The sequence below is a fragment of the Clostridium sp. MCC353 genome, assembly GCF_018785315.1.
Classification (GTDB): Bacteria; Bacillota; Clostridia; order Lachnospirales; family Lachnospiraceae; genus CHH4-2.
Genome location: NZ_WQPN01000066.1, coordinates 51,340 through 72,141 on the forward strand (window position 1 = coordinate 51,340; position 20,802 = coordinate 72,141).

19 protein-coding genes are annotated in these 20,802 nt (G+C 49.9%); 3 read left to right on the forward strand and 16 right to left on the reverse strand.

Annotated features, from left to right (window positions below; genetic code table 11):
* Positions 1 to 71: 71 nt before the first annotated feature.
* The 4 genes from GPL15_RS12945 to GPL15_RS12960 all read right to left on the reverse strand — a co-directional run bounded on the left by GPL15_RS12945 (position 72) and on the right by GPL15_RS12960 (position 4,808).
* Positions 72 to 1,244, reverse strand: coding sequence for a sugar ABC transporter substrate-binding protein (locus tag GPL15_RS12945; RefSeq protein WP_215699095.1), 1,173 nt, complete (start codon positions 1,242 to 1,244; stop codon positions 72 to 74).
* A gap of 75 nt (positions 1,245 to 1,319) precedes the next feature.
* The gene (locus GPL15_RS12950; protein ID WP_215699096.1) at positions 1,320 to 2,300 is read right to left on the reverse strand and encodes an ABC transporter permease; all 981 of its coding nucleotides are present in this window, start codon (positions 2,298 to 2,300) and stop codon (positions 1,320 to 1,322) included.
* The gene (locus tag GPL15_RS12955; RefSeq protein WP_215699097.1) at positions 2,297 to 3,310 is read right to left on the reverse strand and encodes an ABC transporter permease; all 1,014 of its coding nucleotides are present in this window, start codon (positions 3,308 to 3,310) and stop codon (positions 2,297 to 2,299) included. Before GPL15_RS12955 ends, GPL15_RS12950 begins: the two co-directional genes overlap by 4 nt.
* Complete coding sequence (locus GPL15_RS12960; protein ID WP_215699098.1) at positions 3,291 to 4,808, reverse strand: sugar ABC transporter ATP-binding protein; 1,518 nt, start codon at positions 4,806 to 4,808, stop codon at positions 3,291 to 3,293. The genes GPL15_RS12955 and GPL15_RS12960 overlap by 20 nt, the downstream gene beginning before the upstream one ends.
* A gap of 430 nt (positions 4,809 to 5,238) precedes the next feature.
* On the opposite strand from GPL15_RS12960, the gene GPL15_RS12965 reads away from it, so the two are divergent.
* From GPL15_RS12965 to GPL15_RS12975, 3 genes are read left to right on the forward strand one after another with little or no spacing between them, the layout of a single operon-like run.
* Positions 5,239 to 6,825, forward strand: coding sequence for an altronate dehydratase family protein (locus GPL15_RS12965; RefSeq protein WP_215699099.1), 1,587 nt, complete (start codon positions 5,239 to 5,241; stop codon positions 6,823 to 6,825).
* A gap of 11 nt (positions 6,826 to 6,836) precedes the next feature.
* Positions 6,837 to 7,787 carry a sugar kinase gene (locus GPL15_RS12970; protein ID WP_215699100.1) on the forward strand — a complete coding sequence of 317 codons (951 nt, stop codon included), beginning with the start codon at positions 6,837 to 6,839 and terminating at the stop codon, positions 7,785 to 7,787.
* A gap of 12 nt (positions 7,788 to 7,799) precedes the next feature.
* Positions 7,800 to 8,444, forward strand: coding sequence for a bifunctional 4-hydroxy-2-oxoglutarate aldolase/2-dehydro-3-deoxy-phosphogluconate aldolase (locus GPL15_RS12975; RefSeq protein WP_252198381.1), 645 nt, complete (start codon positions 7,800 to 7,802; stop codon positions 8,442 to 8,444).
* 594 nt (positions 8,445 to 9,038) lie between these two features.
* Here the strand turns inward: GPL15_RS12975 and GPL15_RS12980 are convergent.
* The 12 genes from GPL15_RS12980 to GPL15_RS13035 form a co-directional block, all read right to left on the reverse strand.
* A complete protein-coding gene (locus tag GPL15_RS12980) occupies positions 9,039 to 10,712 on the reverse strand; it encodes an ATP-binding protein (RefSeq protein ID WP_215699101.1) in 1,674 nt (557 codons plus the stop codon).
* On the reverse strand, positions 10,712 to 11,383 hold the full coding sequence (locus GPL15_RS12985) for a response regulator transcription factor (RefSeq protein ID WP_215699102.1): 672 nt from the start codon (positions 11,381 to 11,383) through the stop codon (positions 10,712 to 10,714). Before GPL15_RS12985 ends, GPL15_RS12980 begins: the two co-directional genes overlap by 1 nt.
* A gap of 3 nt (positions 11,384 to 11,386) precedes the next feature.
* On the reverse strand, positions 11,387 to 12,031 hold the full coding sequence (phoU, locus tag GPL15_RS12990; protein ID WP_215699103.1) for a phosphate signaling complex protein PhoU: 645 nt from the start codon (positions 12,029 to 12,031) through the stop codon (positions 11,387 to 11,389).
* 1 nt (position 12,032) lies between these two features.
* On the reverse strand, positions 12,033 to 12,782 hold the full coding sequence (gene pstB, locus GPL15_RS12995) for a phosphate ABC transporter ATP-binding protein PstB (RefSeq protein WP_215699104.1): 750 nt from the start codon (positions 12,780 to 12,782) through the stop codon (positions 12,033 to 12,035).
* 11 nt (positions 12,783 to 12,793) lie between these two features.
* Positions 12,794 to 13,660 (reverse strand): phosphate ABC transporter permease PstA, encoded by an 867-nt coding sequence (gene pstA, locus GPL15_RS13000; RefSeq protein ID WP_215699200.1) that lies wholly within the window; start codon positions 13,658 to 13,660, stop codon positions 12,794 to 12,796.
* Positions 13,660 to 14,508 carry a phosphate ABC transporter permease subunit PstC gene (gene pstC / locus GPL15_RS13005; RefSeq protein WP_215699105.1) on the reverse strand — a complete coding sequence of 283 codons (849 nt, stop codon included), beginning with the start codon at positions 14,506 to 14,508 and terminating at the stop codon, positions 13,660 to 13,662. The genes pstA and pstC overlap by 1 nt, the downstream gene beginning before the upstream one ends.
* A 131-nt stretch (positions 14,509 to 14,639) precedes the next feature.
* Complete coding sequence (locus GPL15_RS13010; protein WP_215699106.1) at positions 14,640 to 15,620, reverse strand: substrate-binding domain-containing protein; 981 nt, start codon at positions 15,618 to 15,620, stop codon at positions 14,640 to 14,642.
* Between the two features lie 332 nt (positions 15,621 to 15,952).
* Positions 15,953 to 16,264: a thioredoxin gene (gene trxA, locus GPL15_RS13015; protein WP_215699107.1), complete on the reverse strand. Its 312-nt coding sequence runs from the start codon at positions 16,262 to 16,264 to the stop codon at positions 15,953 to 15,955.
* Positions 16,265 to 16,267: 3 nt separating this feature from the next.
* Positions 16,268 to 16,705, reverse strand: coding sequence for an Rrf2 family transcriptional regulator (locus GPL15_RS13020; RefSeq protein ID WP_215699108.1), 438 nt, complete (start codon positions 16,703 to 16,705; stop codon positions 16,268 to 16,270).
* A gap of 219 nt (positions 16,706 to 16,924) precedes the next feature.
* Positions 16,925 to 18,295 carry a cytochrome c biogenesis protein CcdA gene (locus GPL15_RS13025; protein WP_215699109.1) on the reverse strand — a complete coding sequence of 457 codons (1,371 nt, stop codon included), beginning with the start codon at positions 18,293 to 18,295 and terminating at the stop codon, positions 16,925 to 16,927.
* Positions 18,296 to 18,313: 18 nt separating this feature from the next.
* Positions 18,314 to 19,687 (reverse strand): FAD-dependent oxidoreductase, encoded by a 1,374-nt coding sequence (locus tag GPL15_RS13030; protein WP_215699110.1) that lies wholly within the window; start codon positions 19,685 to 19,687, stop codon positions 18,314 to 18,316.
* A gap of 194 nt (positions 19,688 to 19,881) precedes the next feature.
* Positions 19,882 to 20,781, reverse strand: coding sequence for an NAD(P)-dependent oxidoreductase (locus tag GPL15_RS13035; protein ID WP_346344974.1), 900 nt, complete (start codon positions 20,779 to 20,781; stop codon positions 19,882 to 19,884).
* Between the last annotated feature and the right edge of the window lie 21 nt (positions 20,782 to 20,802).

Sequence of the window (20,802 nt, forward strand, 5' to 3'; positions counted from 1 at the left end):
CATTTCATTCCATGGGATTTCGCATCAAATCCCTGTCCTTTCTCAAATTTAGCGCCTGCATTTCATGTGGTCTAATAGGCCGGCGGATAGTCGTTAGCGTTGTCGATGGTGATCACCGGCAGTTCCATGGATATGCTCTTTTCTGACGGCACGATGTTATTGACCACAATGTCGTTAACAATTTTCATGGCTCCGCCCGATTCCAGAATCGGAGACTGGTAAATGGTTCCCAGATAATTTTTCCCTTCTTTGATGGCATTTAAATTGGCTTCCTGGCCTCCCACTGATACGATCTGGACCTTTTCGTTCTCACCGGATAAATCTTCCTGCACTGCCTGAAGGGCGCCATAGCCTACGGCGTCGTCAATCGCCCAAACCGCGTCGATCTCCCCGGAAAACTTGGTTAAAAATGCGGCCATATAGGTTTTCCCATTTTCAGCGGACCAGTTGCAGGACGGGGAAACTCCCAGACATTCAAAATTATAACCTTTCTCTTTCGCCTGATCCTCAAATCCCGCCAGGCGCAGACGCCCCACCTCATCGGAGGTATCCTGTCCTAAGTGAACATATTTGCATCCGTCAGGATATTTTTCATGAAGCAGGTCCGCGGCAAGCTGGCCTTCTAAGTAACAATCCGGCCCAAAGTAAGTAGTATAATAGGGTTCTCCCTCTTCCGTCAGCTTTTTATTACAGATCACCAGAGGAATCCCGGCTTCCGATATCTTCTTAGCGGCTGCAATCAGCGCAGTTCCGTCAATGGGCTGCATCATAATGCAGGACGCGCCCATCGCTATGGCCTCTTCTGCCTGCTGGGCCTGGAGCGTGGGATCATTCTGGGCGTCAAAAGCGATCCAGTCCACATCAGGATACTCCGCAGACTTTTCCTTAAAGTTGGAAAAATAAGCCCCGCTGTACGCGGAGGTAGTTTTGCTCATCAGCAGACATACCACCGGGCGCTCGGAAGACGCCGCCTGAGCCGGTTCCCCCACTTTTGCGGCGCTGTCCGCCGCCTTGCTGTCTGCGGTTTGGGCGTCCGCCGCCTTCTTATCCCCTTCTTCCGCTGCTTTCTCCGCCGCTTCTCCCCCTGGCTTCTCCGCCGCTTTTTCCCCGTCTTTTCCCGTGGCTGCCGTTGTCGCAGCAGCCGATGCCGCCGTCGTCCCGGCCTGGCCTCCATTTCCTCCGCAGCCCGTCAAAGCTGCCGCCAAACACCCTGCCAAAAACAAAGCCATAAATCTTTTTCTCATTCTTTCTCCTCTTTTCTGCGCTGCTGTCATTTATCCTCAGGTCTATGGTGCAGCGCGGCCATAAACCGGGAAATGTTATGAATCTTTATTCTTCTCAATGGACGCCTTATTAAAAAGAAGGAACATCACCAGTATGATGCCGATAATTCCGATCTGAAGGTTTGCCAGGGACGCATCCACCTGATACAGAACTTTTTGGATCAACTGCATCGCGCATACTCCCAGAAATGCCCGGAACGCATTGCCGTATCCGCCCGTCATTGCCAGGCCGCCCAGCACGCAGGCTGCCACGGTCTGAAGGGAATACCTCTCGCCAACCGCACCATTTCCCGCTGAATTGAGTGCTATGATGAACAGGGAGGTGATAGCGCCGCACAATCCCGAAATGATGTAACAGATCACCGTAACCCTGGTGGTGTCGATGCCCGACAGGGCCGCTGCCTCCTTATTGCCGCCCACCACATATACGCTCTGGCCGAACTTGGTGTATTTCAGCAGAATACTGGCTGCCGTCAGGACGATGATTAAGGCAGCAAATGGCAGGGTGATGGTCATAAACCCCAGATTCAGAAGTTCCATATCATAAAGGCCTGCCAGGGTCTTATTATAGCTGAATACCGGCTGGCCGCCGCTGACCACCAGCCCCACCCCTTTAAACACCATCTGGCTGCCCAACGTGGCGATAAATGGATTCATGCCCAGCTTTCCCACAATGATTCCGTTGAACACTCCCGCCAGAACGCCGCCTGTCAGGATAAAAGCCACCGCGGGCACCAGCCCGATCTGATTGGATGTGATCACCCCCACCACAGTCAGCATGGAAACGATCATTCCTATGGAAAGATCGTTACAGCCCAAAAGCATGACAAAGGACACTCCTATGGCCATAAGCCCCCAAACGGAAACATTTTTGCTCAACGTGGTGAGAGACGCAGGGGACAGATAAGTTTTGGAAAAAAAGCTGGGTATGACCAGCAGCAGAATGCAGATGATATAAACGCAGTTCCGCATTAAAAAATTGCCCGAATCTTTTAAGGAGAGTTTCTTTTGTTTCATGATTTCTTCCCTCCCTGCTTTTTATCGATCAGCCCATTCATCAGGATCACGCCCAGCATCAGCGCGCCGCGGATCACCCACTGGACGTTGATGTTCACGTTAAACTGAACATAGAACAGGGCCAGGACTCCGAGAAACAAAGAACCCAAAACAGTTCCGATCATGCCTCCCGCGCCTCCGGTCAGCAGCGCGCCTCCCAGCACAACCGCCACAATCGCGTCAAATTCTTTGCCCACGCCCATCAGCATATCTCCTGATTCCGTGTAGGATGCAATGAACACTCCCGCGATTCCCGACATCATGCCGGAAATCATATAGACGAACACGATCATCCGTTTGGAATCAATTCCGGAAAAACGGGCCGCCGTGGGGTTTCCGCCCACCGCATACACCTTTCTTCCGATGGTGGTTTTATGCAGGATGAAACCCAGTATCAAAAATACCAGCGTGATGAACACGATGGGGAATGGTATGATCCCTCCGATTCTGCCTTTGCCGATAAACCGGAACATGGCCAGGCTTTTGGGATAGACCGTCCCTCCGCCGTTATAGAGCACATGGATGGACTGGATGATATAAGCCATTCCAAGGGTGCACACAAAGGCATTCAGTCCGCATACACCGACTAAAATCCCATTTACCATGCCCAAAACCATGCATACCGCTACCGGCGTAAGGATGGATATGAGAGAAACCGTATTTTCACCAAAGCGGTCAAAATACTTACTGCCCACCACGCAGGCGATGGAAGCCGCAAACTGCATCATGCATCCGGTGGACAAGTCATTATTTCCGCTGATAATTACAAATGTAACTCCGCTGGCAATCAGGGCCGTACTTCCTACCGCCAGAATTATTTTTATGAAATAATTATAGGCGGACGCCCCGCTCTTTAAGATGGCCGGGCTGTGGATGCACTGGGCCGCCAAAAGGATCACAATCCCTCCCAGCAGTACAATTAAGCGGATGTGTTTTGCCCAATCAATTTTTTCAAGTCCTTTCCCGTTCATTTTTTCTACCTCCCAGCGCCGCTTCCATTACTGTCTGACTGCTGCATTTTTCAATATCCAAATCTCCGGTCATGCGCCCTTCGGACATGGTAATAATCCTGTCGCTTAATCCCAGGACCTCCGGAAGCTCGGAAGAAATGACGATCACAGCCACTCCTTTTGCTGCCAGTTCGTTGATCAGACGGTAGATTTCCGTCTTCGCCCCCACGTCAATTCCCCTTGTGGGCTCGTCCAGAATCAGGATTTTAGGGCTCATCATCAGCCATTTAGCGATCACGACTTTCTGCTGGTTCCCCCCTGATAAGTCTCCCGCCGTTTTTCCCAGGCTGGGGGTTTTTATATCCAGATATTCTTTAAATTCATTGGCGATCCGGTTTTCTTCCCGGTCCCTGGTAATTCCGAATCTGGCTGTCTCATTCATCTTAACAATCATCGCATTAAACTTGACGCTGAGGCGCAGGATCAGCCCCTGCTGTCTTCTGTCCTCGGGCACAAAACCGATGCCCGCGCTGATGGCTTCTGCCGGGGAATTTAACTTCCGCTTCTTTCCGTCGATATAAATTTCTCCCGCATCCAGCTTCTCAATCCCCATGAGCGCGGTCATGACCTCCGAACGCCCCGCGCCCACCAGGCCGAAAAATCCTAATACTTCCCCTCTTCTCACCTGAAAGCTGATGTCCTCAAATACACCTTTTCTTGTCAGCCCCCTGGCTTCCAGGGCAATGCCGCCTTTTTCCACCTTCTGCTTGTTATAGTAATTTTCAATTTTTCTGCCTATCATATGGCCGATTATCATATCCTGGCTTACACTCCGGTCATTGGCAAAGGTGATGATCTTTTTTCCGTCGCGGAATACGGATATCCGGTCGGATATCTGCGTGATCTCTTCTAATTTGTGGGAAATATAGAAAATTCCGATCCCCTTTTCTTTTAAAGAACGAATCACCCGGAACAGGATTGCCGTCTCATTATCCGTAAGGGAAGACGTGGGCTCATCCATAATAATGACCTTTGCTTTCCTGGAAACCGCCCGCCCTATTTCAATCATCTGATGCTGGGCCACAGAAAGGTCTTTGGCAATTGTCTTTGGCGATAAATCCATTCCCAAAAGGCTTAACACTTCCTGAGCGTCCTGATACAGCTTTTTATAGTCCACCAGACCATACCGGTTGACCGGCAGATTGCCCAAAAACAAATTTCTTGCCACATCCAGCATAGGTACGATGGTCAGTTCCTGATAAATGCAGCTGATTCCCATCTCAATGGACTGATGGATGTTATGGAACACAGCCGGTTTTCCTTCAAAATAATACTCCCCCTCATCCCGCTTGTAGACTCCTGTGAGCACTTTCATGAGAGTGGACTTTCCCGCTCCATTTTCACCTACAATTGAATGGACTTCCCCCTTTTTTATATCCAGATCAACGCCTCCTAACGCCTGGACTCCGGGAAAATATTTGCTGATGCCTTTGACCTCTAAAATCACATTCTGGTCCAAAAAGAATACTCCTTTCTACTGCTGAAAATAAATCCATTTTTAACTGACTACCTATATGCAACATGTATCTTATCCCTGTCCTTATGATAAGTTAGGGGTTTTTAGAAATCAATATTTTTTGAAATATTTGTCAAAATCCAGTCTTTATTTCGCCTTATATTGTACATATTGCACAATCTCATGGACAAAATCAGGTCCTTTGGTTCTTTTTGGTTTTTTCAGAACAAACCGGATTTTTCTATTTTTTACATCTATTTTTTAGGGGGTTGTAGTTTTGAGAAAACCGTGATACAGTATAGGCAAATCCATTTTAAATCTGATAATGTCTTATTCCATTTCCCTGACTGATTAAAACTTATATGCATAGTTATCCCTTTCTGTTTTATATGTCAATTTTGTATGTCAATAAAAAAAGAAAGGACTGTGATCAATGCGCTCTGAAATAACTATAAGCTCCGAAACCTTATTGAAAATAGGGCCAAAAGATAATGTGGCCGTAGCTTTGGTCGATCTGTATCCAAACCACAGGTATAAAACCGCCGGACGGGAAATCTGCGTGTCCTCTGCAATACCGAAAGCCCACAAGGTGGCTCTTGTCCGGATAGAAAAAGGGGAAAACGCAGTGAAATACGGCGCGCCCATCGGCGTCGCCACGGAAACCATAGCGCCGGGAGATCATGTACATTCCCATAATCTGCGCACAGGTTTAGACGGCATTCTGGAATACCGTTATACTCCTGATGCCGCGTTACGGGAACTGCTGACAGAAACGTCCGGACCTGCCGGCATTTGCAATCTCTCCGGCCAATTTGGGATCGCCGATCAATCCCACACTTCCGGCATTCCCGATACCTTCGACGGATATCTTCGGCCGGACGGCCGGGCGGGAACGCGCAATGAAGTGTGGATTATTCCCACCGTGGGCTGTGTAAACCGGACAGTACGTATTCTGGAGGAACGTGCCCGCAAACTGTATGGGAACCGTATAGACGGCATCTTTTCATTTCCCCATAATTCCGGCTGCAGCCAGCTTGGAGAGGACCATTTGACCACCCAGAAACTGCTTCGCGGTTTAATCCGGCATCCCAATGCGGGAGCTGTCTTGGTGGTCAGTCTGGGCTGCGAGAATAATAATCTGGAAAATTTTCTGCCTGTATTGGGAAATTTTAACCCGGAACGGGTGAAATTCTTAGTCACTCAGAACTGTGACGATGAATATGAAGAAGGTTTAAAACTTTTAGATCAACTGACTGGTTTTGCATCCCGAACCGGACGGACGCCCCTGCCTCTGAGCAAACTCCAACTGGGATTTAAATGCGGCAGTTCAGATGCATTTTCCGGCGTCTCCGCCAATCCTCTGTGCGGCCAAATCGCGGATCTGGTCATTCAGAAGGGGGGAACCTGCATTTTAACAGAGGTTCCTGAGATGTTCGGAGCGGAACAGGAACTGATGAACCGGGCCGTTTCCGAAGAAGTTTTCCATAAGATTGTATCCCTGGTCAACGGGTTTAAATCCTACTTTAAGCGATACAACCAGCCCATTTATGAAAACCCGTGCCCTGGCAATAAAAAGGGCGGTATCACCACCCTGGAGGAAAAATCCCTGGGCTGTATCCAAAAAGGCGGCTGTTCTCCGGTGACGGATGTGCTCTCCTATGGCGATTATCCCCTATGCGCCGGATTAAACCTCTTAAACGGTCCCGGAAATGATGCGGTTTCCTGCACTAATCTGACGGCCAGCGGCTGTAACATCATTTTATTTACTACGGGCGGCGGCAATCCTTTCGGCGCTCCGGCTCCTACGGTGAAAATTTCTTCCAACTCCGCACTGGCAGACCATAAACAGGGCTGGATCGATTTTAACGCGGGCCCCCTGTTAGAAGGTTCCTCCTTTGAGCAGGAAAGGGAACTGCTTTTCAGGCAGCTTATAAAAACCGCTTCCGGGCAGATCCAAACCAAAAGCGAGTTATATGGCTACCGGGACATTTCCATCTTCAAAGATGGAATTCTGATGTAGGAGGTGCTGTTATGGCTGAAATCGTGACACTTGGGGAAACCATGGCCTCTTTTTCCCCTTCCTCCCCAGGCCCTCTCCGCTACATGCGCAGTTTTGAAAGCAGGACTGCGGGTGCGGAAAGCAACCTGGCTGTGGGCGTATCCAAGCTGGGGCATTCCGCCTCCTGGATCAGCGCCTTAGGCGAAGATGAATTCGGACATTTTATAGAAAATTCCATCCGGTCGGAAGGCGTGGATACCAGTCTTGTCCGTTACGACCCGGAGCACAAAACAGGCCTCATGTTTAAACAGGTGAAAGCCGCCGGAGAAACTTCCGTTTTCTACTACAGGGAAAACTCCGCGGCCAGCCATATGCCAAAAGACATAGCGCCCGTTTCCGCAATCCAATCCGCATCCATTTTCCACACCACAGGAATCACCCCCATATTGGGGGAAAGCTGCCGGGAAGCCGTATACGCCTGTGTTTTCGCTGCCCAAAAACACGGCACACTGTTCAGTTTTGACCCCAATATCAGAAAAAAACTGTGGAAAAACAGGGATTACACCCACCTGATCACAGATCTCATTTTCCAGGCTGACATCGTACTGCTCGGGCTTTCCGAAGCAAAAATGCTGTTTTCCTCCACCGAAATCCCCCGTCTGGCAGACAATCTGTTCACCAACGGAAAAGCCAAATATATAGCCGTAAAAGATGGTAAAAATGGAGCCATTGTGATGGATCAAAACCAGATCATCCCCATTTCCCCCCATCCATGCTGCTGCATAGACCCCATAGGCGCCGGAGACGCATTCAATTCCGCTTTCCTCTGCGGCATCCTGGAGAGCAGAACCCTTTCAGAATGCGGCCTCATGGGCGCGGCCGCAGGCGCCCTGGCCACAGAAACCTATGGCGATACCGAAGGTTATCCCACCTGCGCCGTAATGAATTCCATACTGAATAACAAATCCGATATTTTTCGATGAAAGGATAAAAATATGAATATGACAGATATGATAAAGAAATACCCGGCCTGTGCGATTTTAAGAAATATTCCCGACGACATCCTGGAAGACTATGCCGGAGCCGCCTATCAGGGCGGAATCCGCCTATTCGAAGTGGCCATGAACACAGAACATGCCCCCCGCCAGATAAATTTCCTCCGAACCGCCCTCCCGGAAGACGCCATAATCGGAGCCGGAACCGTCCTCACCCTCAAAGACTGCCATGAGGCCTGCACAGCCGGCGCCAGCTTCTTCCTGACCCCATCCGTTTCCGAAGAAACCCTCAATTACTGCCGCCAGCTCTCCATCCCCATAATCCCCGGCGTCATGACCCCCTCCGACGCAGCCCTTTCCCTAAAATACGGCTGCCGCCTCCTAAAACTCTTCCCCGCCTCATGCATGCCCCCAAACTACATAAAAAGCTTAAAAGGCCCCTTCCCCGACACTGACTACATCGCCGTAGGCGGCGTCAGCCCCGCCAACCTCCACGACTTTCTCCGCCAAGGCTACATCGGCGCAGGAATCGGCAGCAGCCTCTTCCCCCAAACCTACCTCACCACCAAAAACTGGCCAGCCGCCGCCGAATACCTGACCCACTTCCTCTCCCCACTCCAATCAATACAAAAAACTCCCTCATAACGAACTACAACCACCTGCCAATTAACCACTAACAGAGGAATTAACAGAGAAATTAACAAAAACCTTACCTACACCTTAACCAACGCGTCTTGCTCCCACAAACTATCCTACAACTCCCTACCTCCCAGCTCCATCCAGCCCCCCAGCTCGAACGAGGCGGAGGTACGCCCGCATGAGGCGCCGGAGCCGGGGAGGTTTGGGAAGGGGCGGCCGGGAGCGGCCTGTCCTCCGTCATGGAACCGGGGCCGGGGGCGCTTTTCGCAGTTTCAGCGATTTGTTTCGGCCGTCGGCATCTCTTGGACAGAAAGGAAGGAAAATGGAGGGGAAATCGCTGACCTCAAAGTCAGCGATTTAGAGAGCCTGAATTGAGAATTTCTTCAGAAATTCTCAATGAATGCTCTCGGTACCCTCTATTTTCCTTCCTTTCTGTCCTAGAGATGCCCCGGCCGAAACCATGAGCTGAAACTGCGAAAAGCGCCCCCGGCCCCGGTTCCATGGCGGAGGACAGGCCGCTCCCGGCCGCCCCTTCCCAAACCTCCCCGGCTCCCAGCGCCTCATGCGGGCGTACCTCCGCCTCGTTCGAGCGTACCCCCTCTAAAACACAATCCTCACCGTTGTCCCCACCGAAACCTTACTCTCCAGTTCCACCCTGGCCTCATGGTAAATGGCTCCATGTTTCACAATGGAAAGACCGAGCCCGGTCCCCCCAATCTGCTTGGAGTGGCTTTTGTCCACCCGGTAAAAGCGTTCAAAGATCCTGTCTTTATCCGCTTCCGGCACGCCGATCCCGGTATCAGCAACAGTGACGACCTTGTTCATTCCATCATTTTTCACCGTTACTGTGACTTTGCCATTTGGTTTGTTGTATTTTACCGCATTATCGCAGAGATTGAAGATCATTTCATCCAGAATCTGTCTGGCTCCGAAGATCACCGCAGGTTCGCCCTGAAGGCTCAGGCTTACTTTCTGCATGGCCGCATTGGCCTGAAGGCGCTTCACCACATCGGAAGAGACTTCGTACAGATCCACCGCGCTCTTTTCCACTTCCACAGCATTTTCATCCAACTGGGAAAGTTTGATGATGTCGCCCACCAATGTGATCAGGCGCTGGGCCTCGGTATAGATGTTTTCCGCAAACCGGGCCATGTCTTCCGGTTTGACCAGACCATTTTTCATGATCTCCGCATATCCTGAAATGGAGGTCAGAGGCGTTTTCAGTTCGTGGGATACGTTGGCGGAAAATTCCCGGCGCAGGTCTTCCCTGCCCTTTTTCTCCGTAATATCCAATATCACAATGATTGCGCCTTTATTCCGCCCTTCGTCCAGTACAGGGTTGGCGATCATCTGGTAACAATGGCCGTTTAAGTCCAGATTATGTTCCGCATGACGTCCCGCCAGGGCATGATCCACCGCCTCACGGAACTCCGCACTTCTGTTAAAATTCAATATATTGACCCGGGAATCGGGAACCATCTGCTTTTCCACGCCCAATATCTTCATGGCGCTGCTGTTATAGGAGACAACTTCTGCTTTGCTGTCCACCACAATAAATCCTTCGCTCATATTTTCCGTAATGGCGGAAAATTCCATCTGCTTCTCCCTCAATGTGTCCATCTGCCTGTGGATTGTCCGGTTCTGCTTCTCGATTCTGCCGATCAGCGGGGACAGTTCGTCATAGACCGACGCCTCGTCCGGATTATCCAGATTCAGGCCGTTAATAGGGCCTACGATCTTCTTCGTCTGGATTTCAGCCAATACCATGGTGATGCAGAAGATCACAATGGTCAGCACCACCACCCAGGGAATCATCTGCATGAAGGACGCCCAGCCGCTCCTGGTGGTGCTGGCCACCCGGACAACCGTACCGTCGCTGAGCCGCACCGCATAATAATAAGTCTGTTCCGCCAGAGTTTCCGACGGCCTCGTGATGGATCCCACGCCCTTTTCCAGAGCGTCCTTGATCTCCGGGCGGTCTAAGTGGTTTTCCAGGCTTTCGCTGTTTTTATAGCTGTCATACAGAACCGTACCGTCCTGGTCCACCCAGGTGATCCGGTTGATGCTGTTGCCGTCGCCCCGGATGGACAGATAGTCCAGATAATCGCTTCCTCCCATTTCCATGGCGGACTGGATGTAGCGGACTTCCGTTGCCACTTCCTTTTCCATCTGCGTCTGAAGGTCCCTGTAAAACAGCCCTGTGGTCACCAAAGTGGCCAGAATCAGGGAAAATAAGGCTACCAGACACATGTTCCAATATATTTTTCGTCTCATCATATCTCCTCAATCTTATAGCCCACGCCGCGGATCGTCTCTATATAATTTCCGCCGGTTCCCAGCTTCTGACGCAGAGTCCGGATGTGGACATCCACGGTTCTCGTCTCTCCGTCAAAATCATAACCCCAGATTTTCGACAGTAGCTGGTCACGGCTCAGAACAATGCCTTCATTTTCCATCAAATAGCAGAGAAGTTCGAATTCTTTGTAGGTGAGATTTACAGCTTCCCCGCTCACATGGACGGTGTGGCGGATGACGTCGACCTTTATGGGCCCCAGTTCGTAGAGCCTGGTCTTCTGCTCCGGTTCGGTACGGCGGAGCACTGCTTTTACCCGGGATACCAGTTCCATCATCCCAAACGGCTTGGGGATATAGTCGTCCGCGCCGCTGTCCAGGCCGATCACTTTGTCGTATTCCGTACCCTTGGCGGTCAGCATAATTACCGGTATCCTGGATGTATCGGAGGCATTTCTGATCTTCTTCAATATGGTCAGCCCGTCTTCATCCGGCAGCATAATATCCAAAAGGATGAGAGACGGCACCTCTTTTCTCATGCCCTCCCAGAACTCCTTTCCGCAGGAAAATCCGGCCGCTTGAAACCCGGTGCTCTGCAGTGTATAAATCACCAGTTCCCGGATACTGTTGTCATCTTCCACAAGATAAATCATCGTTTAATTTCCCTCCACGTGAACTCCGGTAATTGAAAATTCCACCCATTCCGCAATATTGGTTGCGTGGTCACCGATTCGTTCAAAATACTTGGCGATCATGAGAAGATCTATGCAGAATTCCCCGTCGCTGTTATCCTCTTTTATCAGGCTGATCAGTTCTTCCTTCACCTTTGCAAACAGATCATCCACCACATCGTCATACTTAATCACGCTCTGCGCGATCTCAAGATCCTTTTTTACAAATGAATCCACGCTTTCCGTGACCATCTTAATGGTCGCTTCCGCCATTTCCCTGATGTGGATGCTGCTCTGTACTTTTCTGTCTTTAATAAATCCGGCAATTTCCGCGATATCCGAGGCCTGATCGCCGATCCGCTCCATGTCCGATATCATTTTCAAAGCGGATGAGATCAGGCGCAGATCCTTTGCCACCGGCTGCTGCTGGAGCAGAAGCCTCATGCACAGGCTCTCGATATCCCGCTCCTTCTGGTCGATCTCTTTATCTGTTTTATATACCTGATCGGCCAGATTGTTCTCACCCATCAGGGTTCTGGACGCATAGGAAATGGCATCTTCACACAATGCCCCCATGCGGATCAGTTCCACATTCAAATATTCAAGCTGTTCATCAAAACGATTGCGCATATCAGCCAAACCTCCCCGTAATATAATCCTCTGTCTTCTGGTTCCTGGGCATGGAGAAAATCTGCTCCGTCTCCCCGAATTCAATCACCTCTCCCAGCAGGAAAAATGCGGTTTTATCCGAGATTCTGGCTGCCTGCTGCATGTTGTGGGTAACCATGACAATAGTATAATCTTTTTTCAGTTCCACAGCAAGGTCTTCTATCTTGGATGTGGAAATGGGGTCGAGGGCGGAAGTGGGCTCATCCATCAAAAGCACTTCCGGCTGCACTGCCAAAGCTCTGGCAATACAGAGCCTCTGCTGCTGTCCTCCGGAAAGCCCCAGGGCGCTTTTTTTCAGACGGTCCTTTAATTCATCCCAGATGGCCGCGTCTCTCAGAGATTTTTCCACAATATCGTCCAGCCTGACCTTTGAGCGGATCCCGTGGGTTCTGGGCCCGAACGCGATATTGTCATATACGCTCATGGGGAATGGATTTGGTTTCTGGAACACCATTCCCACCCGCTTTCTCAGCAGGTTGATGTCCATATTTCCATAGATATCCTGGTCATCCAGCAGGATTTCGCCTGTTATCCTGCATCCCTCCACCAGATCGTTCATCCGGTTCAATGATTTTAAAAGGGTGGATTTCCCGCAGCCCGAGGGGCCGATAAAAGCGGTGATCTCATTGGAAGGGATCTTCAAATTGATGCCTTTCAGGGCTTTAAAATCACCATAGTATAACTCCATTTTATTAATTGTCAGCTTATCCATAATCTATCGTTCTATCCTTTCGCGATTCTCTTGGCAATCAGCCCGGAAACCCCGTTGATTCCCACCACGATGACCAAAAGCACTACAGCGGTTGCATATGACTGGTTGGTGTACAAGCCCTCGTTGGTCAGCACGTACATATGCACAGCCAGGGTACGGCCGGAGGACATCAGGTTATCCGGCACTCCGGCAACGGTCCCCGCCGTATACATCAGGGCGGCTGTCTCTCCCACGATTCTCCCCACCGCCAGTATGATACCCGCTAAAATCCCGGGCACTGCCGAAGGGAGCACAATTTTAAATACCGTTCTCAAACGCCCTGCGCCCAGCCCGAAACTGCCTTCCCGGTAAGAATCAGGAACTGATTTGAGGGCTTCTTCCGTGGTTCTGATGATGAGGGGGAGTATCATCATTGCCAGGGTGAGAGCGCCGCCCATAATGGTATATGACCAGCCAAATGTGACTGCAAACAAAAGGAAACCAAATAAACCGTAAACAATCGAGGGGATTCCGGACAGGGTTTCCGCCGTCACCCGGATCACGGCCACCAGTTTATTGCCCCGTTTGGCATATTCCACCAGATAAATCGCCGCGAAAATTCCCAATGGCCCTGCGATCAGCAGTGAAAGAAATGTCATGATAACGGTGTTGATCAGCGCCGGCATGAGGGAAACATTTTCACTGTTGTATTCCCAGGCAAACAGGCTGGGCGTCAGATAGGGAACCCCTTTTATGAGGATGTAAGCGATCAAAAATAAAAGGATCAGCACCGTAACGGCCGCGGATACGGTGACTAACAGCATCAGAATGAGAGAAAGAGGGCTCCTTTTATAGGCTTTCATCTTCTGGGAAAATGTCTGTTTATTAATCGGGTCCATCATTCAGACCTCCTTCTCAGCATGGAAAATGATAAATTGATAATGAGGATGAACACGAACAGCACAACAGCGGTGGCGATCAGCGCTTCCCTGTGAAGATCCGTGGCATATCCCATTTCCAGTACAATGTTGGCCGTCAGGGTCCGTACTCCAGCAAACAGCCCTTTGGGCATTCTGGGCTGGTTTCCAGCCACCATAATCACCGCCATGGTTTCTCCAATGGCCCGGCCCACGCCCAGGATCACCCCGGCCATGATTCCCGACTTAGCGGCGGGAAGAGTGGCAAAAAACACGCTTCTCTCATGGCTGGCGCCCAGAGCCAGGGCTCCTTCATAATAGGAGGCCGGAACTGCATTGATAGCTGATTCCGCCACACCGATGATGGTGGGGAGAATCATAATCCCCAGCAAAACGGATGCGGCAGCCATGCTCTTTCCGCTGCCGCCGAATAACTGGGACATGACCGGCACGATGACCACCATGCCGAAGAACCCGTATACAACGGATGGTATTCCGGCCAGCAGGTCGATGGCCGGTTTAATGATCCGGTACAGACGTTTTGGACAGAACTTGGATAAATAGATGGCCGTCAAAATCCCAATGGGAACTCCCACCGCAATGGCTCCCGCCGTCACATAGATACTTCCCATTATCATCGGAAGGATTCCGTAGATATCATTTCCCGGTTTCCATTTCTCTCCCAGCAGGAAATCCAGCACTCCTATTTTTCCGATTGCCGGAACACCGTTGGCAAACAGAAAAATACAGATCATGGCTACCGCCAGGATGGAAACGCAGGCAGATGTTAAAAATACCAGTTCCATCCCCTTTTCTTTCACTTTTCTCATTCAAATGCTCCTTTATATTTGCCTCTGGGTAATTCTGCTGTAAAAATCCCTGCTGTAATCCTCAGATTGGGGGAATCTGTGAATCACAGCAGGACAGGCGATTCCGTCAGAAAAACCGCCTGTCCCTTTTTTTACTGAAGATCTTCCCATTCGGTAACTTCACCGGTAAAGATTGCTTTTACATTGTCACTAGTCAGCTCTTCCACAGGGCTTTCGTTGTTTACGATCACCGCGATGCCGTCCATAGCGATCACCACAGGGGTCAGGCCTGCTTCTGTCTCACTTTCTTTCAACTCTCTGGATGCCATTCCGATATCGCAGACGCCTTCCAGCGCGGAGGTCATGCCTGTGGTGGAATCGCTCTGCTGCACTTCAATGGTCACATCCGGGTTCAGGGCTGTGTAAGCTTCTTTCAGCTTCTCCATAACAGGTGTTACGGAAGAAGATCCGGCAACTACCACTTTTCCCGACGCGCTGCCTGCGGTATAAGCGCCTTCATTGCCCTGGCTGATATAGCCGTTGTCTTCCACTACCTTCTGGCCTTCTTCGCTCATAATGAATTTGATGAAATCCTGAGCCGTCTCGCTGACACCCTCTTTGGTGGCGATGTTAAACGGACGGGCGATTTTATAGGAACCTGATTTGATGTTATCCACGGACGCTTCTGCTCCGTCAATTTTCACCGCTTTTACGGTATCATTTAAGGAACCTAATGAGATATAGCCAATGGCTTCTTTATTACCGGAAATGGTAGTCATCATAACGGAAGTGCTGTTGGTAATTTCCGCTTCTTCTGTAGTATTATCCACCTTTTCTCCTGCGTCATTCTTCTCCTCAATACCGAATAATTCGATAAATGCACCTCTTGTGCCGGAACCGTCTTCACGGGATACCACGGTAATGGGGCCTTCTGCCGATGGGGATTTTGCTTCTACCGTCTCTGCCTTCGCATCGGTCGTTGCTGCTGTAGAATCTGCTGTGGCCGCTTCTGTTGCAGCCGCTTTTGTTGTGGCCGCCGGTGATGTGGATTCTGTTGTCTGGCTTCCTCCGCAGGCGGTTAAACCTGCTGCCGCGATGCCTAATGCTAATACCATTGCCAATGTTTTTTTCATAATTTCCTCTCCTTTTGCCCTTTGGGGCATTCTATAAAGTTTTGTTATTTTTTGCTTTCTGTTTGTTCTTACAGTTCGTATTGTAAAATTTATATGTAAAATCCAAAAGGAGAGTTTTGTTAAATCTACGTAAAATACCTGGGTGAACAGGACTTTATATCCGTCACCCAGGTATTGTTTTGTAAAATCGCAACAGTTCAGACCTATCTGAACTGTTACGTAAAATCTCTATTCTGTTATGCCGTTTCCGCGGCGCTGCCAGCGCAGCAGCCCACTCCATCCAGCCCACTCCATCCGGCCTGTCAGCCGGCTGAAATTGATCTGTTTATAATCTACTGGCGGATAAACTCCAGGACTTTTCCCTTGGACTGCACTCCCACCAATTTATCAACGGCCTCTCCATTTTTAAAGAGAACCAGGCTGGGCACTGTCATAATTCTGAACCTCTCAGCCAGTTCAATCTCTTCGTCAATGTCCAGTTCGCCGATTTTAACGTCCGTCACTTCATTTGACAAAGCTTCCACTACCGGGTGAAGCATCTTGCAGGGGCCGCACCAGGTTGCAAAAAAATCTACCATAACCGGTTTATCGGAATTCATAACTTCGCTGTCAAAATTTTCCTTTGTGATCTTTAAAATTGCCATAATTCATTTCTCCTTTTTTTCTTTATTCTTGTCTTTAAAAATTTTTTTATCCAAATCTGCCACTGTAACATGAGTTAAACGGTCCCGGCACATCTGATCCAGGTTACCGTACAGCTCATCCAGCACTCCGGCCATTCCTGACGCCACCATGCAGTCCTTATTGGGATCACCGCTTTTCCAGGATGCAGAAACAAATTCCGTTTCGAGAGCGTCCGCCACCATACACAGGCTGACATCCGCCGCCTTCTTATCGAACAGATATCCGCCTTCCAATCCTTCTTTGGTGGCCAGAAGACCGGCTTTTTTAAGTTTCGCCATGATTTTGCGTACCCGGGCAGGATTGGTGCAGATATTATCCGCCAAAACTTCACTGGATACTGTTTCCGCCTTATGATTTAAAAATACTAATGCATGAACTGCTACGCCAAATTCACTTGTCATCTCATTCTCTCTCCGATTTCTGTTTCTATTCATCCGGCCCAGGGATCTGCTGTTTCCATCGGAACGGTCTTCCCAGGTCTGTCCTCATGGTTATTTTAACACCTTCCGCCTGGCCAGGCAATCCTGCAATTGATTGGAACCCAAATAGCAGCTTTTCCAGGTTATTGTACGGCCAGCGCAGTAAATGCCCAGTCCTGGTGAATCATAACGTAATTTTCTCTATCTGCGTTTCCCTTCCATGGTCTGCTCAATAATGCTCTTCATGGTGTCCTCGTTCAACTGTCCGGACGCGTATCCGAACACATTGCCGTCCCGGTCAATCATAAATGTGGTAGGCAGAGAGTAAACTCCGTAATTCGCAAACTGTTCTCCTGTGGTATCCATCAGCACCGGATACGTGTAACCATTATCCTCTAAGAACTTCTTAATCTCTTCTTCTGACTTTTCACTTCCCTGGTCAGGTCCTGCCACTCCCAGCACGATCAGAGCCTCATCGCCTTCTGTACTGTAAGTTTCATAAATTTTCTGAATATCCGGCATCTCCGCCCGGCATGGCGGACACCAGGTGGCCCAGAAGTTAAGAAATACCGTCTTTCCTTTATAATCCGACAATGTATGGGTGTTGCCAAACTGGTCTGTCAGCGTAAAATCGATAGCCGGGAGCGTCTCCGGCTCCGCGGTGGTTGTCTCCTCGATCTCAGCTTCTGTTTCTCCGTTCACAGCTTTGGAAGCGTCTGTAGTTTCCTCTGAAGACGCATTCTCCGATGATTGTTCTTTCGATTCCTCTTTTGTTTCTTCTTCCGTATCCGCCGCTATGGCCCCAGACGGCTCTTTTCCGCCGTTATCCTGGCCCTGAACCGTGTATTGGGACAGGTATCCGGTCACTGCGTTCATCTTGCCGGTAAACATCAAAAGTCCCATGATGATCATCAGCACGCCGCCGATTTTAACCGTATACTTCACAAATTGTCCATGTTTCTTGAAGAAATCCAGCAGCGTTGTTGTGAATATCCCAACTATTAAAAACGGAAGGATGAATCCCAGGGTATATACGCCGATCAGCGCATATCCGGTTGCTTTTGTCGCCGCCGACGCCGCCATAATCAGCACGGTTGCCAAAGCGGGGCCTACGCACGGCGTCCAGGCAAAGCTGAAGGTAAATCCCATCACCAGAGCGGTAACCGGTGACATTGCCATCTTATCCAGCCTGAACGGCAGCCGGTGTTCCCTTCCAAGGACGGTTGAAGTGCCCAAGAATCCCAATTGGTAAAGTCCGAACAGGATCACGATGATTCCGCCTATTCTGGCAAACATCAACTGGCTCCGGTTGAAGAAATGTCCCAGTGCAGAGACGCCAAAACCCAGAAGGAAAAATGCAAAGCTGACACCTACTACGAAGAAAATGGTATTCACCATAACCTTGCTGCGTTTATAATAAGTCCTGCCGTCCTCGCCCACACTCCTGGTTCCGCCTGATAAATAGCCGATATACAAAGGTAAAAGCGGCAGCACGCACGGCGAGAAAAAGCTCACCAGTCCCTGTAAAAATACGGTAAGCGCCGGAACACTTACATCTAATGAAAATCCCACTCAATCGTCCTCCTTTATCTATACTGTCAATAACACGTTAAATACTTCGCTCATGGTTGGATGGGTATAAATGGAATCTCTGAGCACCGTATAAGGAAGCTTGGCATCCATAGCCATCTTAGCCAGGTTAATCATCTCATGAGATTCCGCGCAGAACAGATGCATTCCTAAAATCTGCCCTGTCTTCGCATCGATCACAGCCTTTAACAGGCCGTCTGTCTGTCCTAACACCTTGGCCTTGGGAATGGCCGAAGCCAGAAGTTTTGCCGTTTTCACTTCATATCCCGCTTCCCTGGCATCCTTTTCCGTCATGCCCACTCTTGAAAATGGGGGATCAATGAAGGTACTGTAAGGAACCGCTCCCCTCTTATCCAGGGTATAGCTTCCGTCGCCCAGCACTTTGGAACGGACAATCCGGTAATCATCCAGGGAAATATAGGTGAACTGAAGCCCGCCTGCCACATCTCCCATGGCATAGATCTCAGGCGCTGTGGTCATCCGGTGTTCATCGGTGATGATTCCGCCTCTGGCATTGGTACTCACTCCCGCCGCTTCCAGATTCAGATCATCCACAGCAGGCCTTCTGCCGGTAGCAACCAGTACGGCGTCTGCGGGAAGTTCCCGCTGGCCGTCTTTCCCCGTGATGATCACTTTCGCCCGGCCCTCTTCCTGTTCCACCGCTTCTACTTTCACGCCGGTCATGATCCGGATTCCCTGCTTCTCCATCTGGGCCTTAACCGCCGCAGCCATCTCTTCATCTTCCCTTGCCAGGAACTGCTCTCCGTCCTGGAGAACCGTCACTTCCGAACCAAACTTTCTGTATATGGAAGAAAATTCAATCCCAATATAACCGCCGCCGATGATTACCAGGTGTTTCGGAAGTTCCTTGAGTTCAAGCATGGTATCGCTGATATAGACATAAGGATTATCCTTCAGGCCTTTAATGGGCGGAATCACCGGAACAGCTCCCGTATTGATGAAAAACTGCGGGGCTTCCACGGTAAATGTCTCGCCGCCGTTTTTAATCTCCACCTCATGATTCGACAGGAATCTGGCTGTCCCGTCTATTACCGTAATATTCTCATTATCCGCCAGATTATGATAATTTGCCGTATTTAATTTATCAATCAGACCGTCCTTCTGCAACATGATCTTCCGGTAAGCCTCTGCTCTTTCTTCAAAACTGCCGTTCATGTCTGATACTTTCTGGGCATTATATACCAGATATTTGGTGGGGATACATGCCACATTGATGCAGGCGCCGCCGTACATCTTAGGCGATTTCTCTATCATCGCCACTTTTTTCCCCGCTGCCGCCAGCGCAGATGACAAGGTCTTTCCGCCTTTTCCGAAACCGATTATAACCGCATCGTACTGTCTCCTTTGCTCCATTCTATTTTCCTCCTGAACTGTATTTTTATTTGTTACTGTAACTTTACAATATACAGTTAGATTTGTCAAGTACTTTTTTTAATTTCTTCCAGGCGGCGTTACAATAAAAAGCAGCCCGGACAATCCCGTTCCGCAACAGCGGAATAAAACTGTCTAAGCTGCTTTTCCATTCTCATGCCCCGTCTATGATACCGTTACCATTTGTAATATTTCACCAAAGCCTGGGTTCCCAAATCCCCCATGCCTTCCGCTTCCAGATTCTGATACATGGAAAGTATGTATTCCAGAACGCCCAGCTCTATGCCGGCTCCTCTGGCCTCTTCCTCCGCCAGTCTCATATCTTTAATAAAATGCTTGATAAAGAAACCAGGATTGTAATCATTCTCCAGAACGCGGGGAGCCACATTGCTCATCTGGGCGCTGCCCGCCGCGCCTGTGGAAATGGAATCCAGCATGGTCTGTACGTCCAGACCCACATTTTTCGCATAAACCATGGCTTCGCAGGCCCCGCTGAGGGCCCCCGCCAGAGCGATCTGGTTGCACATCTTGGTATGCTGGCCATTTCCCGCCTTGCCTTCATAATTAATATTCCGGCCCATGGCTTCAAATACCGGCAGACAGGCGTCAAATGCCTCCCTGTCTCCGCCAGCCAGTATGGTCAGCGTCCCGGCCTTTGCCCCGCTGTCTCCGCCCGTAACCGGCGCGTCCAGAGCGGACATACCATTTTTTCGGGCTTCTTCATAGATTCTTACAGCCAGTTTCGGGCTGCTGGTGGTCATGTCGATCAGGTATGCTCCTTTTTTCGCATTGGCTATGATTCCCTGTTCACCAAAATAAACCTCTTCCACGTCCTTGGGATACCCAACGATGGTGATCACCACATCCCGGTCCGCGGCGCATTCAGCCGCCGTACCGCACCAGAGCGCGCCTTCACCGATCACATCTTCCACCTTAGATTTGGTTCTTGTATAGATGGAAACCTCAAATCCGGCTTTCATAAGATTCCGGACCATGGATTTTCCCATAATCCCAACACCGATAAATCCAATTTTTTTCATCTTAATCCTCCATGCAGATACGTTTTTCGCGCAAATACGCGCCGGGAAGTCCAGCTT

Excerpts from the sequence above, each read along its gene's own strand:
- phoU (WP_215699103.1), bottom strand. The coding sequence starts at position 12,031 with ATGCGCAATCGTTTTGATGAACAGCTTGAATATTTGAATGTGGAACTG.
- GPL15_RS12970 (WP_215699100.1), top strand. The coding sequence starts at position 6,837 with ATGGCTGAAATCGTGACACTTGGGGAAACCATGGCCTCTTTTTCCCCT.
- pstC (WP_215699105.1), bottom strand. The coding sequence starts at position 14,508 with ATGAGAAAAGTGAAAGAAAAGGGGATGGAACTGGTATTTTTAACATCT.
- GPL15_RS12980 (WP_215699101.1), bottom strand. The coding sequence starts at position 10,712 with ATGAGACGAAAAATATATTGGAACATGTGTCTGGTAGCCTTATTTTCC.
- pstB (WP_215699104.1), bottom strand. The coding sequence starts at position 12,782 with ATGGATAAGCTGACAATTAATAAAATGGAGTTATACTATGGTGATTTT.
- trxA (WP_215699107.1), bottom strand. The coding sequence starts at position 16,264 with ATGGCAATTTTAAAGATCACAAAGGAAAATTTTGACAGCGAAGTTATG.
- GPL15_RS13010 (WP_215699106.1), bottom strand. The coding sequence starts at position 15,620 with ATGAAAAAAACATTGGCAATGGTATTAGCATTAGGCATCGCGGCAGCA.
- GPL15_RS12945 (WP_215699095.1), bottom strand. The coding sequence starts at position 1,244 with ATGAGAAAAAGATTTATGGCTTTGTTTTTGGCAGGGTGTTTGGCGGCA.
- GPL15_RS12950 (WP_215699096.1), bottom strand. The coding sequence starts at position 2,300 with ATGAAACAAAAGAAACTCTCCTTAAAAGATTCGGGCAATTTTTTAATG.
- GPL15_RS12965 (WP_215699099.1), top strand. The coding sequence starts at position 5,239 with ATGCGCTCTGAAATAACTATAAGCTCCGAAACCTTATTGAAAATAGGG.
- GPL15_RS12955 (WP_215699097.1), bottom strand. The coding sequence starts at position 3,310 with ATGAACGGGAAAGGACTTGAAAAAATTGATTGGGCAAAACACATCCGC.
- pstA (WP_215699200.1), bottom strand. The coding sequence starts at position 13,660 with ATGGACCCGATTAATAAACAGACATTTTCCCAGAAGATGAAAGCCTAT.
- GPL15_RS13030 (WP_215699110.1), bottom strand. The coding sequence starts at position 19,687 with ATGGAGCAAAGGAGACAGTACGATGCGGTTATAATCGGTTTCGGAAAA.
- GPL15_RS12985 (WP_215699102.1), bottom strand. The coding sequence starts at position 11,383 with ATGATTTATCTTGTGGAAGATGACAACAGTATCCGGGAACTGGTGATT.
- GPL15_RS12975 (WP_252198381.1), top strand. The coding sequence starts at position 7,800 with ATGAATATGACAGATATGATAAAGAAATACCCGGCCTGTGCGATTTTA.
- GPL15_RS13020 (WP_215699108.1), bottom strand. The coding sequence starts at position 16,705 with ATGACAAGTGAATTTGGCGTAGCAGTTCATGCATTAGTATTTTTAAAT.